Source organism: Microbacterium sp. UFMG61 (genome assembly GCF_015354505.1).
Lineage (GTDB): Bacteria > Actinomycetota > Actinomycetes > Actinomycetales > Microbacteriaceae > Microbacterium.
Map to the genome: position 1 here is coordinate 62,205 of NZ_JACAFP010000012.1, position 18,738 is coordinate 80,942.

Sequence of the window (18,738 nt, forward strand, 5' to 3'; positions counted from 1 at the left end):
GTTCGGCTACAACGAGATCGAATTCGTCGCCAACATCGGCATGTTCGTGCCTCTCGGCTTCCTGCTCGGTCTCGCCCTCGCACGCAGGGCCTGGTGGGTTGCGCTCTTCCTGCTGCCCGCGTTCTCCGGCGCGATCGAGTTCACGCAGGGAATCGCGCTCGACGAGCGCGTCTCGACCGTGCTGGACGTGCTGTCGAACACCATCGGCGGATACCTGGGGCTCCTGCTCGCGATGATCCTCCGAGCGATGATCCACAAGAGGGACCGCACCAAGATCGAAAGGGAGCTCTGGGAGCGACGGGCCGCGGCCGCCGAGCTGCAGCGTCAGAACGCCGCGCGTGCCGCCGCTCGTCCGGTGCAGGGGGCTCCCGCGTACGTCGCGGCGGACGAGCCCGACCCTGTCACGCGGGTGCTGGATGCCGACTTCTGGAACACGGGGGATGCGCCGACGGTGCGGATCCCGGTGTGAAGAGTCACCTGAGATCGAGTGACGTCACAAGAGGACGCTCAGTTCCCGCGTTGCACCTGAAGGATCTCGCGATCGCCGCACCAGCGAGAATCGTTTCGCCCTTGTAGATTGAGACCATGCATCGCGTATTCATCTATGGTTCGTGCGTTACCCGAGACGGCGTGGAGCACTGGCCTGAATACGGCCTGGACATGACCGGGTATATCGCGCGACAGTCGTTGATCTCAGCCACTGCGCCCGCGCGCCCCAGCGACTTCAACACTGGGGCAATCGCGTCCCCGTTCCAGAAACGGATGGCGGACGGTGACATCGTCGGCAATGTGATTGGTAAGCTCACCGCAGATCCCAATGCCTACGACATCGTTCTATGGGATATCACCGATGAGCGGCTCGGTGTTTACCGGGTCCCGTCGGGTGGTTATGTCAGCAGAGTCGTCAACTACGAGAACGGGATTTACCGAGGTGCAGATAAGCTCGGCGCGCCCGTTCGGGTTGGTAGCGCGGCTCATCGAGAGCTCTGGTTGGGCGCTCTCGACACGTTCGTCGAGCGTCTCGAGGCCGCTGGTGTCAAAGATCGCGTCATCCTGAACGCGATTCCCTGGGCAACGAAGGACGAGGACGGACGAGATACCTCGGCCCAGAACATCGATCCCCGTGCGTTCAACGTCCTGCTTCAGGACTACAGCGAAGAGGTGGCGGCTCGAGGGATTCAAGTTGCACACCCCAACCCCGCACGCGTTCTCCAGGCGAACACGCACAAGTGGGGTACGGCGCCATTCCACTATGCTCCGGACACCTACCACGCAAGTCTCGAAGCCGTGAGTGCTCTGCTCTAGCGGCGTCGCCGCGACCCGCTTCGAGATACCTTCGCCGGTCCCGGACATACACCCGCAAGGGGTCCGCTGACAGCGCGAGACCGAAGGCGCGCAGCGGGCTACTCCGGGCGGAGAAGATGACAGCGCTCGCCATGGTGAGGCTCCCACGATCCTGTGCGCACGATCGATGCTTCCGTCGGAAGAGTAGGCCTGTGACCACTGATACCATCGAACGCGGCGCGTACACGTCGCCAGGGCCCCGTGATTAACCACTGCCGGCCATTAAGCAATATTTCAGTATGTTAGCGCGACGTCTACAGCGCAGACGGGGGACGGCAACTTGAACCGCATCAGCAAAGCTTGGGAGTCACTAGGGCGAGCGCGCCAGGTAGCTTCACTTCTCCTGGTCTTGCTGTCCCTGCTTCAAGTCGTTCTTCTAGTTCTCGCCGGACAGGGATGGCTTCTGCCTCTAGTCGCGGTGGTCGCGCTGCTCGGCCTTGTGCTGATCAAGCAGTCGGCTGCGGCTAGAGACGCGGTCACGCGCCTTACTCAGTACCGACAGCCGGTTGAACGCCCCGTGAGTGTGAATCAGGCTGATGCGCGTCCCGCTCTCGCGCTCCTGCGCGAGCAGGTGGGTCGCACTGTGGCGCAGTTCACCTGGTTGGGAGAGCGCACGCTGGAGTCGAGCGAGCGCATTAATGAGGTAGAGCACGTTGCACATGAAGCGCTTGCGGGCATCAATGCTCAGAACGAGCGTCTGATTGAAATGGGAAGGGAGATCGCGGCAGCGTCAGCCGCTCTCTCGTCAGCGGTCGCAGCCGGCGACGAGCAACTGCGCGCGAATGCGTCGGAGACCCGAGAGGGACTATCGGCCGCTGTCGCCGCTGTCGCGGCTGTCGACACTAGACTCGCGAGAGCTCTCGACGGAGGCAACTCTCACTCGCTTGAACGCCGCATCGTCGCGGAGATATCGGCGCTCGCGCTTCTCAACGCAACTGCAGATGTCCCCCACCTCCCCCCGTTCGATTCATGGGCGATGTCTCCGCTCACGGTGAGGCTGATGAGGTCTTTCGCATGCAAACTCGGGCCGGAATCGACGATCGTAGAACTGGGATCGGGAGTTTCGACCGTATGGATCGCTTATGCCCTGTCTCAGCGGACGAGTCCGCCGAGGTACGTCGCGATCGACCATAGTGAACTTTTTGCGGCGAAGACTCAGATGCATCTCGAAGACACGGGCGTATCCGCCGCCGCAGACGTTGTACTCGCACCATTGCGAGCGGTGGAGATCGACGGAAAGCCGTTTGACTGGTACGCGACCGACTGGATTGCAGGAGTAAGCAACATCGCTCTTCTCGTTGTTGACGGGCCGCCAGCCGGCAAGGACCCAGGTGCCCGTTACCCCGCACTGCCGTTGCTTGTCGACAGGCTTGCCGACAACGCGACGATCATCGTTGACGACATTGATCGTCCGGGCGAGTCGGATATGCTCGCGAAGTGGCTGACGGTTCCCGGCGTGACAATGGCTGGGCCGGTAGGAAGATCCGCGATCTTGAACTACGCCCGGCCTGGGAAGGCGACCGAATGACTGCCTTTGGCAAGCTCGGAGACATGGAGGGGGCTGATGCGGAGTACGCGCGTCGCATCCTTCTCGCCGGCCCCGGAAACCTAGAAACCTTTACGCTCCAAGCGCGCACCAAGGAGACGCGCAATGCGTACGCATTGGCTGCATCTCGCGGGACTTACAATTTTGAGGGCCTCATCGCTCGTGTGATCGATGAAGCCAAGAACCCCAGTCCCGACAATTCGAGACTGCGGGCGGAATACGACGTGCGGGCTCTGCTGTCGCTCGCCCGAGTCGTGGCGAATCAGTCTTCTGATCCGGAGGAAACTTACAACGCGGTTCAGCTCTTCAAGTTCACGAACCGTGTGTTCGGCACGGGGGCGCTCAAGCGAGTCGATCGGCTGGTCTTCCTTGAGGCACTAGCCGCACTCGGCTGGGTCCGCGACACCGAGAAGTACTCCCGCCTGTTCAAGGTCTCGACCCTCGACCGCAACCAGTCGGATCTGTTGAAAGCCAACGTATGGGCGAACCGTGACCGGAGCACGCACGCCGCGATGGCATCCGAGCATTGGCTCGACCTCGTGAACTCGGGTTACCGCAAGTCCGGCATCGAAACCATCTCCTTTGCGCCGGGTGAAGGCCCACTTTTCGACCGAATTATTTCGGGTCCATCTGAGCACATCGTCCATAGTGCAAAAGTCACGGTAATCGTGCCGACGTTCAATAGCGGTCCGCGAATTGCGACCGCGCTACGATCGTTGGTGAATCAGACCTGGCGCAATATCGAGATACTCGTGATGGATGATGCGTCGCCGGAAACCAACGATAAATACCTGTTCGATTGGGAGGCGCGCGACGCACGAATTCGCGTGCACAAGATGGATGTAAATGGGGGTACTTACCGCGCTCGAAATTACGCCATTTCTTACCTGGCGACGGGCGACTTTATCACGGTTCACGACGATGATGATTGGTCCCACCCCCGGAAGATCGAAACACAGGTTCGTCAACTTCTCGCTAGGCCGTCTTTGGTTGCGAATATGTCGCTCCTCTCTCGCGCAACGCCAGATCTCGTGTTCACAAGGATCAATAACAACCCGGTCTTCACGCAGCCCAACTACTCGTCGCTTATGTTCCGTCGTTCGCCGGTAATAGACAGAATTGGCTTCTGGGATTTGGTGAACCGCAGTGCGGATGCGGAATTCCACGATCGACTCAAGGCCGAGTTCGGTGCTGATGCTTCAGGTGTGGCGGGGGAAGACATTCTTTCGTTCCTCCGCGTGAGGCCAGATTCGCTCACATCAGGCGAGATCGCTCGCGGCTACATCGATCGGCGACGTCTCTGGTACCAACAGTCTTCACGCGAATGGCATACTCGAGCGAAAGACGAGGGGCAGTCACTCCATGTGGCTGCGTTCCCTGAAGCGCCCCGGCCCTTCTCCGCACCCGTCAACATGATCGGCTCAAAGAACGATCAAGACGTCGTAGAGTTGGATGTTCTCTATGCGACTGATTTCCGATTCCCGGGCGGTAATTCCTCCCTCGCTGCTATCGAGATCGACTTGCTCGTGCGCGCAGGCTACCGAGTCGGGATGATGCAACTCGCCTCGCCGGTGAACGGACCCAAGGCATTCATCAGGCCTCAGTTCCTCGCGCTCTCCCAGAGTCCCTTGGTCTCGGTCGTTTCAACGTTGGATGAGGTGCATGCGAAGCTCACGTTGGTGCGGCATCCCTCGGTTCTTCAATACCCCGAACCGGTTCGCTCAGGCGTTCACACCGATGAACTTGTGGTCATTGTCAATCACGCTCCGCGAACAAATGACGGTCTCGGATCTATATACGACCTTCCGCAGGTCGCGGACATGGCGCAGGTCATCTTTGGTCGCGCCGCGAGGTTTGCTCCAGAGTCGGAGCTGATTCGTGACGCAATGAGAGTAGAAACGCCCGCGGAGTCGATGTTGCCGGACAGCTGGCCAGGAATCGTCTCGATCCAAACGAACCCGGAACGCCGAGTTCCGCCTCCTGCGCGTGTTATCGGGCGCCACAGCCGAGACCACGTCGCGAAGTGGCCCGAGAACGTATCCCGGCTTAGTGCGAGCTACCCCACTTCCGGCGAGTTCGAGGTTAGAGTTCTTGGAGGTGCGGAGACGCCTCGTAAACTCCTCGGACAGTTCCCAAAGAATTGGGTCGTTCACCCGTTTGGGTCAGTCGCCCCGGCTGAGTTCCTCGCGGATCTCCCGTTCTGGGTCTATCAGCACAACTCCGAGTTGGTGGAGTCGTTCGGTATGGCGGCCGCGGAAGCTATGGCGGCGGGTTGCGTAGTCATCCTGCCCCCGTATATGAGCGTTAATTTCGGTGGTGGAGCTGTCTATGCGGAGCCGAAAGACGTTGTTCCCACGATCGAGCACTTCATTGCTTCGCCGGACGAGTACTACGCACAGAGGGAAAGGGCAGCTCTGGTGGCGAGCGAGCGATTCGGCCCGGAAGCGTTTTACTCGCGAATTTCATCGTTGCTTCTCGACGCCCGCCCCCTGGTGCGGTAGTTCCCCTTCGCGAGGTGCGGACGCCTGCCTGAGAGTGGTGGGGGTGCCGCAGCAGTGCGGTATGCAATTTTAACTGTGTATCTGTATAACTGCGCTTGCCCCCACCATCGAAACCACGTAACAACGTGAAGCCATCCCCGGAACACAATGGTTTGTGCGGAGTGACGATAACCGACCAGCCCAGCGAACCTCAATGCTTGCCTGCGCGAGCAGGTCTTGTCTCTGCGACGCTGTTTGGCCCGCCGGCAAGACACTTGGAAGGGCTCCGCCGCGGCTCTACCGCCGTGTGGCGTCGCTCGGTGAGTGTGCGCTCCCTCGGAGGCTTTCGAAGACGGCTAACGCATCCTGGCTCATGTCAAGCGCTTTGATCTCTTCGGCGGCGGAGTCGGAGATGAGCGCGAACTGTTTACGGGCACCCTTGAGAACAAATTCGACGATGTCGTGTATAGCTGGGTCGATCTTGCTTCCATGGCGGCACACCTCTCGCGACATCTCCAAGTAAGCGAGAAAATATCCGCGTGCAGAGCGCTCTGCATTGAGAGTTGTGATGGTGGAGCCGGGCCGGATCCGGCGTGCATATACGTTGATCCGGTGGTGCGCGGCTCGTTCCGCATTCATTAGCAGGCGGAAGGTGTAAGGGTTGTCCTGGTGGACAATGCCAGGAATAAAACGAACCCCGGAGGCGCGCGCATATGCAGCTCGTGTCATATAGAGCCCGACGTGCGGTCTGTAGTCGCGGCCGCGCCGCATCGTGGACATCAGATCCATCCCGCTCAGAACGCCTTGATATAGGTGGGTTCGCTGATAGTAACCGGCGTACCACTCCCACGTCTTCTCCTCGACGTCGCCGTCTCGAAATGCCACGCAATCGAACAGCAAAACGTCGAGGGACTCTTGGTCAGCGTGTCGGACCAGTGCCGCGAGCGAGTCGTAGGGCCAGTAGTCATCACTGTCCAAAAATATTACATAGCGTCCAGAAGCCCGCTCGACTCCAAGATTCCTGCCCACGGACTGTCCGCTGTTGGCCTGTTCGATCACGATCACGCGTGAGTCGCGCTCGGCGAACTGCTCAAGGATGGCTCCGGAGCCGTCCGTAGACCCGTCGTTGATGCAGATCAGCTCAAGGTTGACGTCAGTCTGGGCGAGTACGCTCGAAAGGCAGTCGGCAAGCCAGGGCTCGGAATTGAAAACGGGAACGATGACGCTCACATCGGGTGTGGCAACCCGAGCCGGCGCGGGTGTTTCGGAGGAGAGCGGCGGCGGAGGTGTCGCCGGCGACAGGCTCCGCGTGCTTCCAGCCACGGTGTTCAGCGTCTGCCGAACCGTCCGCTTTGCCCAGGAGGCCAAAGTGCGCGCCTTGCGTGGGAGGAAGGTCAGCGCTCGCCCGGCACGGAAAGATGGGCCCTCCATGATCTCTTGGACCTTTCGATACGCGCGGTCACGTTCGCGACGTAGGGCCGTGATCTCTGCCTCTGCCTGGCTCCAGTTGCCGCCGGGCAGGCTCTGCTGCGCGACCTTAACGGGCCTCTGGAACGCGACTATACGTATGTGTGCAGGATCGCAGTATTCGAGCAGGCCGGTCGGGTCTGTCAGAACAGCAGAAAGCCCGCTCACTGAGGGGCCATCGAGGTCGACCTGGTCGAGATCGTAGCAAACAGGCGCGAAATGCTCGATGCCGCCCATCGTCTGCTGGCTCGCACACCGACGGGCGCGATGTGTGTAGAGCCGGTCGAGGACCGAGACATAGGTCGCTGCTCGCGCGAGAGCGAGGAGGGCGATGGGTAGGTCGTTCGCTCGATCGAGAGACAGGTGCTCGGGAACGTTCTCGTAGGTGTCTCGAAGGAGAGATGTCGAGAAGCAGTATCGCCACAGATGTCCGCTTGCTACCTCCCCAACGGGGAACAGCGTCGGAACGATATCGGGAGCGATCAGAAGACGGTGGCGAGGCTGCGGCGCGGCTTTGAAGCGACGGGGTGAGTCCTTGCGGGGAGTGACAACTGCGACGCCGAATTCGACGACGTCTGCCTTCTCGCGAATCGCGGAGGATCGTGCGGTCTCAGCCGCATGTGGCGCGAGTTCGTCATCGCCGCAGAGGAAAAGCACGAAAGGTGCTGATGCCGCGAATACCCCGGCACGCTGTGCTTGAAACATAGACACCCCTGCATCAAGACTAATCATCGTGATGCGCGGATCCTTGACTGCGTGCGTCCTGACGATCGCGGCGTTGTCGTGGGTGGATTCATCGCCTACGCAGATGATCTCGACGTCGGGCAGCGTCTGCGAGAGACAACTATTGAGCGCGGCGGCAACGTCGCCCCCATGACCGACAAGAGGCAGAATAATGGAAACGCCGGGGGCTTGGTGCACGGATCGGACCTCATCTGGGGCAACTCTTGGGGGCGGTCCCTCGAAGCTCCACTAGAACGAAAACGTTGTATCTGACACTATCCCACGTGCCAGCGAGGCCAGCGGTCATAGCGGTACCACGCAACACTACCGCGCGCGAAGCCACCCTTTTGCGCGATGCGCCAGCGGACGAAGTGCGGGTAGGCGCCGTATGACCCGCTTGCCAGCCGGGGCTACCCAGCGCCAGATCTTCGCTCCCAGGCTTGTCGTAGAATTCCTGGTTCGGTTCCGATGGTGAGACCGAGCTGCGTAGAAGGCGAAGAGGCGGAGCAACGTGCGCGCGTCGTCCATCGTAGGGTGGGGGCGAAACTCGGCGGACGGCGTGCCGTTCAACAGGTCTTCGTAAAGGCGCCGGTAATCGTGATCGACCACCAGCATGGCGCGTTCCAGCGAGGCTCGCGAATGATTGCGGTATATCTCTGCCGAGCCGAGCGACAGGATGATTTGACGAGCCAACCCCGCCGCGTCGCCCTGCGGAACCGACACGACCCCTTCGTTGTCCTTGACCAGTGTCAGCCAGGGCAACTCATACATGAACACCGGGAGGCCGCGTGACTGCGCCTCCGCAATTGTCAATTGGTACCCCTCAATGAGACTCGTCGTCACGAATGCATCGGCCGAATCGATCTCGGACACGAGCGCGTTCCCTCGGCGAGGTCCGATGGCGACGACGGCGTCTGCCACGCCGTGCTGCCGGGCGCGAACATTGAAGCTCCGCGCCGTGACATCGTCCCAGTCGGGGCCGATGACCGTGATCGTGAAAGACGCTCCCTGTGCGCGCAGTTGCACTCCGAGTTCGATCAGCTCGTACACCTGCTTCGTCTGCTGCTCTAAGCGACCCCACCAGACGAGCCGGAGCTTCTCGCGTGGTGCGTGCTTCTCGGGTACCTTCGCGACGCTGTCCAGCAAGAGCGACGACGGGGGGTTAGGCGCATAGGAGACGTGGTCGATACCTCGAAGCCGAAAATATGCGACGTCAAGCGGGGAAAGCACAGTGATGTGAGCGAGGGTGTTACTGCACGCTTCGATGAGTGCGAGACGATCGGTGCCGTCGAGGATCGGGCGGGCTACGAAGTTGTGAAGCCATCCGATCGTGAGAGCTCCCTCCGCACGGGCCGCCAGGGCATACTCCGGCCAGTACTGCGTGTAGAGCATCTGATGATCGATCACCACGTCGATGTCATGCTCGCGGCAAATCAGACCCCATTCAGCGAGTCGGCCAGGTAGGTCGCGGGAGGTGAGCTGGATCAAATCCACACCGGCTGGTACGGCATCCGCCTCGCTGCCTGCACTTCGCGCGACCACGATCACGTGATAACCGGCTTCGCTCAAATATCGCGCCTGCGAAGCAAGCACTGCTGAGACACCTCCGGTTCTGAGCGTCGAGGTGGCCAGCAGGACATTGCGAACCTGGCGCCCAGCCAGCGAAGGTCGTGGCATGTGATACTTCAAAGTTTTCAGTGTCACGGGGTAGAAGCGCGCCGCTCCACGGATGATGTCCTCGGCAGGGGCAAGAGATACCAGGTGAATCAGTGCAGCGCTGAGGACATCAGGGTCGCTGCGTTCTACGAGTTGAAAGCAGACATAGCCGATGATCGAGAGCCGTGCTGACTCATACGATGCTCTCAGTAACTCGCCGTCCGCATGCGAGTTGGCGATGATGTCTACCGCAGAGCGGATGCTATCGATCGATCGTATTGCCGAGGCGTAGAACTCCGCGCGTTCGACAGAATCGACTTGGTGACCGCTGCCGCCGCGACCGAAGTGGTAGCGGTAAAGTTTCGCGTTCGTTGAGGCATAGCTCTCAGCAAGCGCGGCGACGAGGAACATCAGCGGCAGGTCGTTGATCCTGGGAAGAGAGAGGTCGACAGGAAGTGCCGCGTAAGCCGTACGCAGAATACTGGTACGAAAGAGGTATCGCCAGAGCTGTCCCTGGGCAGGCTCTCCGATCGGGAAGAGACCTCGCAATACGGCATTGCCGCGAAGCTGGTCATGGACCGGCTGAAGGCGACGCTCGTACGCGTTCCCTGTACGTCCATCGGCTTCAACGACGCTCACCCCAAAGCCGATGAGGTCTGCGGACGCGGATCGGGCGAGTGCTAGACCCAGCTCCGCTGCAGTCGACACGAGCTCATCATCGCCGTCCAAGAAGAGGAGATAGTCGGCGCGTGCTGCGAGCACACCGGTACGGCGTGCTTGAAACGCGGAAGAATTCTTTGCGTGTCGGAGAAGTCGCACTCGGTCGTCTCGCCCTGCGAAGGCTTCGATGACGGCATCCGTACCGTCAGTCGAAGCGTCGTCGACGCAGACAATCTCCACGTCACTCAGAGTCTGCGTTAACGCACTCTCAAGAGCGAGGGCGATCGTCGTCACATCGTTGAACACCGGCAAAACGATCGAGACAAGTGGCACAGTCATCGGCCCGACTCTACTCGCTCGGGTTCGGCTCGACACACCGATAGCCTGGTGGCATGAAGATCGCCATCGCCGGGACCGGGTACGTGGGCCTGTCCAACGCCGTCATCCTCGCCCAGCACCATCAGGTGTTCGCCGTCGACATCGATCCCGAGAAGGTCGCGCTGCTCAGCCGTCGTGTCTCGCCGATTGCCGATGTTGAGCTCGAAGACTACCTCGCCACGCACGAGCTCGACCTGACGCCTACCCTCGACACCGACCAGGCGTATCGCGATGCCGACTTCGTCGTCGTCGCCACGCCGACGAACTATGACGAGGTCACCAATTACTTCGACACGTCTTCTGTCGAGGCCGTGATCGACACTGTGCTCGCCATCAACACCGGCGCGGTGATCGTCATCAAGTCCACTGTTCCTGTCGGTTTTACCGCGCGCATGAAGGAGGAGCACCCGCAGGCGACCGTCATCTTCTCGCCGGAGTTCCTGCGCGAAGGTCGCGCACTGTACGACAACCTGCATCCGTCTCGGATCGTCGTCGGCGACCGCGGGCCCGCCGGGCAGCAGTTCGCCGACCTGCTGCTCGAGGGCGCGATCGCGACGGAGGTGCCGGTGCTGCTCACCGACTCCACTGAGGCCGAGGCCATCAAGCTCTTCGCCAACACTTACCTCGCCCTACGCGTCGCGTACTTCAACGAGCTCGACACCTACGCGGCCGTCCACGGACTCGACACGAAGCAGATCATCGAGGGTGTGGGACTGGATCCCCGCATCGGGTCGCACTACAACAATCCCTCGTTCGGATACGGCGGTTACTGTCTGCCCAAGGACACCAAGCAGCTGCTGGCCAACTACTCCGAGGTGCCGCAGAACCTGATAGCGGCGATCGTCGACGCAAACAGCACCCGCAAGGACTTCGTCGCGTCCGACATCCTTGCTCGCACGCCTCGGACGGTCGGCGTCTACCGCCTCGTCATGAAGTCGGGATCGGACAACTTCCGCGCCTCGTCGATCCAGGGCATCATGAAGCGCATCAAGGCGAAGGGCGTCGAGGTCGTCGTCTACGAGCCGTCGCTCGACGAGGACGAGTTCTTCCACTCCGAGGTCGTGCGCGACCTCGACGAGTTCAAGGCCCGGGTAGACGTCATCATCGCCAACCGCTCGACGGATGCGCTCGACGACGTCGCGCACAAGATCTACACGCGCGACATCTACGGCCGCGACTGATCGCAGCACGCTAGCGGCGACCGAATCGCGCCGTGGGGTAGCATGATCCGATATGCCGCCGTGCAGCAGAATCATCGTGCGTTGCGGCGGGAAAGGTGAAGGAGTCGGAATGGGAGCGTTGGCTGTGCCCGCGACCGCCGGTCTGACCGAGGTGGGGACGCGCCCTCGATTGGGGGCGTACCTTGCGGAGTCGTGGCGACTTCGTTCATTCGCATTGCGACTGGCGGGAAGCCGTCTGATATCGGGTCTATTGCCGAATCGACTCGGTGTGCTCTGGATCGTATTGAAGCCGCTCTCGCTAGCGATCATCTACGGCACGATCTTCCACTTCGTGCTCGCAGGCCCTGCACGGCCCTCGAACTTCGTCCAATTTCTGATAGTGGGCGTATTTGTCTTCGAGTTTTTTACGGGGTGCTTCGGCAGCGGCTCGAAGGCAATCACAAGTAACACCAAGCTTGTCCAGAGCTTCGGGTTCCCACGGGTATTGCTCCCCTTCTCCGTCGTCGTGGAACAGGCGATGCGCATGGTACCCGTGGTCTTGCTGCTCGGAATTCTTCTCCTTGTTTTGGGTGAGCCGATCTCCTGGTCGTGGCTGCTCATCATCCCGATCCTCATGGTGATGGGGGCCTTTAACTTCGGTGTAGCTGTGGTCGTCGCCAGGATTGCTGTGCGTACGCGCGACGTCCAGCAGGTCGTGCCGATCATCAATCGAGTGCTCTTCTACGCCACAGGCATTTTCTTCAATGTTGACGGAGCTCTCGCGGACTATCCGACGCTGCTGGCGATCATGCACCTCGTCCCCACCTATGACTTCATCGCGATCTCCCGTGACGTGCTTCTATCCGGTTACTCCGCTCCGATAGCAGCCTGGATCGCGGCGCCTCTATGGGCTTTCGTGATGCTCGTAGGGGGCACGATTTTCTTCTGGCAGGGTGAACCTAGGTATGGACTCAGTGACTGACCTCCTTTTGCCTGGACAAGAATCGGATGTCGCTGAACACGGACCACGAGCGATGATCATCGCGGACGATGTCCACGTCAACTATCGCGTCTATGCCTCGGGTAAGAAGCTCACCGCTCGCGAGTCGCTCACGAGCCTGCGTTCGATCAGAGGTGGGCGTGATCTTCAGACAGTCCCCGCACTCCGCGGCATCAGCTTCACAGCGACCGAGGGCGAGTCGATCGGCGTCGTCGGGCATAACGGCTCTGGAAAATCCACGCTGTTCCGAGCGATGAGTGGTCTCATCCCTCCGTCGCAGGGGGCTATTTTTGCCCGCGAGCGTCCGGTGTTGCTCGGCGTGAACGCGGCACTTGTCCCTGAGCTTTCAGGTGAGAACAACATCAAGCTCGGTCTCCTTGCGATGGGATTCACCCCTGAAGAGGCATCGGCGCAGGTTGATGAGATCGCTGACTTCGCCGAGCTCAACGATTTCATCTACCACCCGATGCGCACCTACTCATCCGGTATGGCCGCAAGGCTCAGGTTCGCGATCGCTTCGGCGAAGGCGCACTCAGTATTGCTCATAGATGAGGCGCTCGCGGTGGGGGACCGGCGGTTCCGTGCCAAAAGCGAGAAACGCATCAACGAGCTGCGCGACAGCGCTGGTCTGGTCATGATCGTCAGCCATTCGGTCGGTTCGCTCAAGGAGACCTGCGAGCGAGTGCTCTGGGTGCACAAGGGCGAGCTCATCGCAGACGGCCCGACCGACGACGTGATCGACGAGTATGTCGCCTGGACCAAGAATCCGGGGGCTGGAGCCGTCGGAGCAGCATCGGCATCGGCGCCGAGGCCCGTGACCAAGCATGCGCCGGTCGCCGTGGGGTTCGATGGCGCTGCTGTCGCTGACAGCTCGCAACGGACGCAGCCGGTGAACGAGGCGGTCGCATTGCCTTCGGCCGCGGAGGAGCCTCGCGCCCTCGCGCGCCGAGAACGCCATCGCCGTATAGAGCAGCGTTCGCGCAAGCGCAGCGTGCTGCTTATGGTGCTGACGGGTGTGGCAGTGTTGCTCGCCGTCGCGGCCGGAGCCATCATCGGGGCGCTGAGCAGTATTGCCGCGCCGTCAGAAGACACCCAAGCGTCTGCGCAGCCTCAACCGTCGGCATCGGTCCCTGCAGAGATACCGGTGATCAAGACCTTCACAGTCAACACACCGATTGTCGAGTGTGCCGCTGAGGACAGCGAAGCACAGGTGCTGCTGAGCTGGCAGATCGACGATGCGGAGAGCGTCGCGATCGGGATCGGCGAGACGCAGGTCGACGCTCTCGAGCTCCCACTCGCGGCGGCTCTGCCGGCGAACCTGGCTGACCGCGCTGTCGCCTTCCCCTGCAACGCTGAGCTCGCGGTCTACACGGTGACGGCCGAGAATGCCGACGGTGTGCGGGTCAGCGCTCCGGTGACCGTCACGCGCCTGCTGCCGGTCGAGACTGAGGAGCCGGAAGAGAACGACGCTCCGAGCCGTCCCTCACAGCCAAATGTTCCGGCGCCGGATCCTGGCGCGACGACAGCTCCCGCGCCCCCCGCCCAGACCGAGACACCGAGCGACGCGACTGCAGGCGCCAACGGCAGCGGCGGTGCTGACGCTGGCGCAGGTGCTGACGCTGGCGCAGGTGCTGACGCTGGCGCGGGTGCCGACGCAGAAGCCGGGTCTGATGCTGGTGCAGGCGCTGACTCCGGTGCGGCTGCTGATGCGGGTGTTGACGTAGGTGCCGATGGCGGCGCAGGTACTGCGACCGCCACAGGGCTCCTCTGAACCGTCGGGCGCCGCGGGTACCTGCAAACCCTAGCCGCAACCAACGGAAGCGATCAGATCCTCCTCATGCCTCGTCGCGATGAACGATCACCAAGAGCTCCACGTCCGACCAGAACCTTCGTCTCCCTCACCGGTCCTGCGGGCAACATCGGCGATGCCCTGATCCGACGCGAAACCCTCCACTGGGCGGAGGGGACGAGCGACGAGCTCATCGCGTACATCGGTGAAGCCCCCGATGTGTGGCTGAGGCAGCTCGGAATCCCCGCCGGCACGATGGTGCTGCGGTCGAAGAAGTCGGTGCCGCGCTGGCTCTGGCTCCTTGCCACGGCTCCGCAGCACCCTGTGCTGGTCTTCGAAGCCGGTGAGATCCCGCTCGATCGCGGCAACGGCCTCAGAGAGCTCGTCTTCCTGGCCGAGACGATCATCGTCAGGCTCAAGGGCGGCGTCGTCGTGCGACCGCCGCGCGGCATCCGCGCGCCCTCGTGGCCGGCGCTCGCGATCCATCGTCTGGCAGCGCGCCTCTCCCAGGTCACGCTCTGGCGTGACGGCGCTACGATCACGCGAGCGGGCTATGGCACGCTCGCACCCGACATCGGTTTCTCCGCCGGGGCACGCGCCGGTCTCGCCTGGAGCGAGCGCACCGAGCTGCTCGTGAGTCTTCGCGGTGCGCGCCCCCTGCCTGACGCCGCGTGGATCCGTGCGGTGCGCGAAGCCGCAGACGCCGCCGGCCTCACCATCCGCACGGTCGTGCAGGTGCGCGAAGACGAGGACCGGGCGCGGGAGATCGCTCGGCTGCTCGGCGGCACGTTCGACGCGTGGGGCGACACGGACTCGGTCACTCAGGAAGAGGTCCTGCGCGACCGCTACGACGCGGCACAGATCGTGATCAGCGACCGTATGCACGTCCTGGTGCTCGCAGCCCTCAGCGGCGCGATTCCCGTCGAGCTCGTGCCGAGTCCGACGGCGAAGATCGCGGATGCCTTCGCGGCAGTCGGCCTGGAGGGGATATCCGTCGACTCGGCCACGGCCGATGCAGCGCGCATGACAGCGGCGCTGACGCCGACACCGCAGCGCGCGGCAGAGATCAGCGAGCGTGTGAGAGTCGCTGCAGCGACACTCGACGAGATCGAGCGCGGTATGCGTGCGGCTGTTCGACGGGCACGCGCATGACGGGCACCTCGACATCAAACGGGAACTCGCGCATCCTGTTCCTCTCGCACAGTCATCCGTTCGGTGCATTCCGGGTCGGGAGCCATCACTACGCGCGAGAGCTGTCGGCGCGCGGAGCCGATGTGGTGCACCTGAGTACGCCGATCTCGCTCATGCATCGGGTCACCGGGCGCGTGAAGAGGAGCGACCTCACGACGGTTCCGCGCGGTTCGCAGCGTGACGGTGATGGTGTGCTGCATATCGTTCCGCGCACGATCCTGCCCGCGCAGGCGGGAGCGCCGAGCGTCGCTCGACTGCTCGAGCGTGCGGGTGTCGCAGCGCGATTCGACGCGGTCCTGATCGATCAGCCGCTGCTGTGGGACGATTCCGTGCGCGCGCTCGGAGATTCGGTGATCTATCGCCCCACCGACCTCTACCCCTCGGGCCTCAAGAACTCGCTGCAGCAGCGCATCCTCGCTGCGGTCGACGGTGTGGTCGCCACGTCCGACGAGGTGCTGCGAGCGCTCGGACCCGTGCGTATTCCGTCGCTCGTTCTCGGCAACGGGGTCGACGTGCGGCGCTTCGCTGCGCTCGTCGATGAGGAGGCCCCGCGAGCCGCCCGGTGCGTCTACGTCGGCGCCCTGGACGACCGCTTCGATTGGGACCGTGTCGACGCCTGGGCGCAGGCGCACCCTGACGTCGACTTCGTCATCGCGGGGCCGGATGCACGCCCTGCGCACCCCCTGCCCTCGAACGTCGACCTGGTCGGCCCCGTGCCCTACGCGGAGGTCCCGGCATTGCTGCACACCGCTCGGGTGGGGCTGCTGCCACTCTCCGACAACCCCCTCAACGCCGGGCGCAGCCCGATGAAGCTCTACGAGTATCTGGCTGCAGGTCTCGCTGTCGTCGCGCGCGAGACACCGGGCATCCGAGGGCGTTCCGAGGTCGGCGTCGATGTGTACACCGGCGACGGAGATGCGGATGCCGCGCTCGACCGCGCCCTTTCGACGCCGTCCCTGAACCGCGCCGGTGTCCACGCCGCAGCCGCGGAGTCGTGGGTGCAGAAGGCCGAGGCGCTCGAGGAGTTCGTGCGCACGGTCCGACATCTTCTCGACTGAGCGTCAGTCGAGAAGGCGCGCGATCGTGTCGGAGATGATCTGCGCGGTTCGGCCCCAGTCGTACCCTGGGGGTGGATCCACGCGGCGTGGAGACTGCACGGCAGCTGTCAGAGCGCTCGACCACTCCTGCGGGTCGTCGGGAGAGCCCACCGCCCAGCCGCGGCCAACGACGATCTCCGCCACGGCTTCGCACCCCGACCAATGGATGACGGGCACTCCGCATCGGATCGACTCGAGGGCGGGGAGCCCGAATCCCTCGAGGGTCGAGGGCATCACCGTGGCTGCTGCGCCGCGGTAGAGGTCGGCGAGCTCGTCGTCGTCGACGCCGCTCATCCAGTGCACCCGGTCGCCGATGCTCCGGCGCCCCGCGCGGGCGTCGAGGTCGGCGATCTCATGCTCGGGGACGACCGCGACGAGGCGGACATCACGCGCGACGACGAGCGCGTCGAGCACGGTGTCGAGGTTCTTGTGTGCCCGGCCGTTGCCGACGAACAGCACGTAGGGATCGGCAAGGCTCGTCGCTGCCTCCGCGGGACTGAACGCCGCAGAGCATCCATTGCCCGCGTTCACTATCTCGACGGCGTCGTCGCCGACCCACGTGCGGATCGCTCGGGCCGAGGTCTCGGACACCGTCAGCACGACCCCGGTTCGGCGCACGACATCGCGCACGGGACCCGCGTAGTAGGCAGCGAATTTCCAGCAGCTCAGCCCGGATCCGCGCAGCTGGATGAGGTCGTGCAGGGTGAGCAGCTGACGTCGAGCACGGACGAGAGCGCCGTACCCGGGGGAGTAGACGAGTGCATCGCGAGCCGTAGCCGGGCCCACGCCGCGAAAGGCGTCGACCGCGGTGAACGGAGAGCCATCGAGACCGAGTGGCTCCCACGGCACGGTGAGTCGGGGTAACACCTCGGCGGCGTAGCGGCCGATGCCGTGCGCGCCGCGGTAGCGGTCATCGACGAACAGAGTGCTCATGCTCGCCTCAGCCCTGGCACGTGTGCTCCGTCGACGGAGTCGGCGACCCACTGGCGGATGCGGTCGGCGAACACCTCTTCGGAGAAGGTCATCGCCTGCGCCCGGCAGGCCTCCGGTGACAGCGTGGCGGCCAGCTCGACCGCCCTGCGCATCTCGTCGCGCGACCAGTCCTCGACGAGAGCGCCGGTGCGCCCGTGCACGATCGTCTCGGCTGCTCCACCGACGGCGTTGGCGATCACCGGACGCCCTGCGGCCATCGCCTCGACCGGCACGATGCCGAAGTCCTCGACCGCGGGGAAGACGAGGGCGATACTGCGCTGCAGAAGCGCCCTGTACAGCTCAGCACCGGGGGAGGGGACGAAGAAGACCGCGCCGCCGGCCCGCTCATCGGCGAATGCACGCAGTCGGGCCTCGTCGGGGCCGGCGCCCGCGAGGACCACCGGCACGCCCGCCGCGATGCCCGCGTCGATCACGAGTTCCAGCCGCTTGTACGGGATGAATCGGGAGAAGCCGAGCAGGAAGCGCTCCGGAAGGCGCGCGAGGGTGTCGAGGTCGCGCTGGTCCGGCGCCGCGGGGCGGAGGAAGCCGGTCACGTCGACCGGCGGATGGATCACGGTGCAGTCGCGATGCCAGGCGTCCTCGATGCGCTTCTGCACGAAGACGCTGTTCGCGGCGATCGCGACCGGCTCCTGCGCGCGGCGGCGATCGAGCCCTTTCAGGGCGCTCGCAGCCATTCTCGCGGGCAGCGAGTCGCCGCGGGCATCGAGCTCAGGGTTCCAGATATAGCGGGCAGGGGTGTGGGCGTAGACGAGCTTCGGGGCCTCGCGTGCCGACCCGGCGAATCTCGCGTGGTGGGCGAAGAGATGCGAGCTGGCGAGAACCCAGTCGGCGTCGACGGGCGGAAGAGTTCGCCACGCAAGAGGCATCAGCGGCACAGCTGCGGCCTTGCGACGGCGCAGCGGCGTCTTGGCGAGCCAGGTCTCACCGTCGACAGAGAAACGGCCATCGCTGTCGTTCCACAGGCAGTAGCGCGCGGCATCCGGGAAGATCCGCGTCAGCGCCTCGAAGACGTTCTCCGACCCGCCTCGCGGCGCGAGCCACTCGTGCACCAGGGCGCCGCTCACGGCGTCCTCCTCTTCTCGAAGGGAGCCCAGGCGCGGAGTCGTGCAGAGGCCTGTGGACGCATGGGTCGAGTCTAGGGAAGTTCTCGGCGGTGATCTCCTCGCGCCGGAAGCCTCGAATGCCGTGGCACGCACTGTCAGCTTCGTCCCGACCACGACCCGATACATTGGAACGGAACATTTCCGGGGGAGA

13 protein-coding genes are annotated in these 18,738 nt (G+C 63.2%); 9 read left to right on the top strand and 4 right to left on the bottom strand.

Annotated elements, in window-relative coordinates; genetic code table 11:
- Positions 1-16 precede the first annotated feature (16 nt).
- The 4 genes from IXW21_RS15255 (at position 17) to IXW21_RS15270 (ending at position 5,391) form a co-directional block, all read left to right on the top strand.
- The gene (locus IXW21_RS15255) at positions 17-469 is read left to right on the top strand and encodes a VanZ family protein (RefSeq protein ID WP_323742274.1); all 453 of its coding nucleotides are present in this window, start codon (positions 17-19) and stop codon (positions 467-469) included.
- A gap of 116 nt (positions 470-585) precedes the next feature.
- Positions 586-1,305 (top strand): DUF6270 domain-containing protein, encoded by a 720-nt coding sequence (locus IXW21_RS15260; RefSeq protein ID WP_194765113.1) that lies wholly within the window; start codon positions 586-588, stop codon positions 1,303-1,305.
- A 622-nt stretch (positions 1,306-1,927) separates the two neighbouring features.
- Positions 1,928-2,872: a class I SAM-dependent methyltransferase gene (locus tag IXW21_RS18590; protein WP_194765114.1), complete on the top strand. Its 945-nt coding sequence runs from the start codon at positions 1,928-1,930 to the stop codon at positions 2,870-2,872.
- Positions 2,782-5,391, top strand: coding sequence for a glycosyltransferase family 2 protein (locus IXW21_RS15270; RefSeq protein ID WP_194765115.1), 2,610 nt, complete (start codon positions 2,782-2,784; stop codon positions 5,389-5,391). The genes IXW21_RS18590 and IXW21_RS15270 overlap by 91 nt, the downstream gene beginning before the upstream one ends.
- A gap of 276 nt (positions 5,392-5,667) precedes the next feature.
- Here the strand turns inward: IXW21_RS15270 and IXW21_RS15275 are convergent, their stop codons facing one another.
- Both IXW21_RS15275 and IXW21_RS15280 read right to left on the bottom strand, forming a co-directional pair.
- Positions 5,668-7,758, bottom strand: a complete 2,091-nt coding sequence (locus IXW21_RS15275) for a glycosyltransferase (protein WP_194765116.1) — start codon at positions 7,756-7,758, stop codon at positions 5,668-5,670.
- A 126-nt stretch (positions 7,759-7,884) separates the two neighbouring features.
- Positions 7,885-10,215 carry a glycosyltransferase gene (locus IXW21_RS15280; protein ID WP_194765117.1) on the bottom strand — a complete coding sequence of 777 codons (2,331 nt, stop codon included), beginning with the start codon at positions 10,213-10,215 and terminating at the stop codon, positions 7,885-7,887.
- Positions 10,216-10,268: 53 nt separating this feature from the next.
- On the opposite strand from IXW21_RS15280, the gene IXW21_RS15285 reads away from it, so the two are divergent.
- From IXW21_RS15285 to IXW21_RS15305, 5 genes are all read left to right on the top strand, one after another.
- Entirely contained in the window at positions 10,269-11,435 is a 1,167-nt protein-coding gene (locus tag IXW21_RS15285) for a nucleotide sugar dehydrogenase (RefSeq protein WP_194765118.1), read from the top strand.
- 268 nt (positions 11,436-11,703) lie between these two features.
- Positions 11,704-12,396, top strand: coding sequence for an ABC transporter permease (locus IXW21_RS15290; RefSeq protein ID WP_194765119.1), 693 nt, complete (start codon positions 11,704-11,706; stop codon positions 12,394-12,396).
- Positions 12,368-14,185: an ABC transporter ATP-binding protein gene (locus tag IXW21_RS15295; RefSeq protein WP_323742273.1), complete on the top strand. Its 1,818-nt coding sequence runs from the start codon at positions 12,368-12,370 to the stop codon at positions 14,183-14,185. Before IXW21_RS15290 ends, IXW21_RS15295 begins: the two co-directional genes overlap by 29 nt.
- A gap of 66 nt (positions 14,186-14,251) precedes the next feature.
- Positions 14,252-15,355: a polysaccharide pyruvyl transferase family protein gene (locus IXW21_RS15300; RefSeq protein WP_194765120.1), complete on the top strand. Its 1,104-nt coding sequence runs from the start codon at positions 14,252-14,254 to the stop codon at positions 15,353-15,355.
- On the top strand, positions 15,352-16,452 hold the full coding sequence (locus tag IXW21_RS15305; RefSeq protein ID WP_194765121.1) for a glycosyltransferase: 1,101 nt from the start codon (positions 15,352-15,354) through the stop codon (positions 16,450-16,452). The genes IXW21_RS15300 and IXW21_RS15305 overlap by 4 nt, the downstream gene beginning before the upstream one ends.
- Positions 16,453-16,455: 3 nt before the next feature.
- Here IXW21_RS15305 and IXW21_RS15310 read toward each other — a convergent pair whose 3' ends face one another.
- Positions 16,456-17,424 (bottom strand): glycosyltransferase family 4 protein, encoded by a 969-nt coding sequence (locus IXW21_RS15310; RefSeq protein ID WP_194765122.1) that lies wholly within the window; start codon positions 17,422-17,424, stop codon positions 16,456-16,458.
- Positions 17,421-18,548 carry a glycosyltransferase gene (locus tag IXW21_RS15315; RefSeq protein ID WP_194765123.1) on the bottom strand — a complete coding sequence of 376 codons (1,128 nt, stop codon included), beginning with the start codon at positions 18,546-18,548 and terminating at the stop codon, positions 17,421-17,423. Before IXW21_RS15315 ends, IXW21_RS15310 begins: the two co-directional genes overlap by 4 nt.
- Positions 18,549-18,738 lie beyond the last annotated feature (190 nt).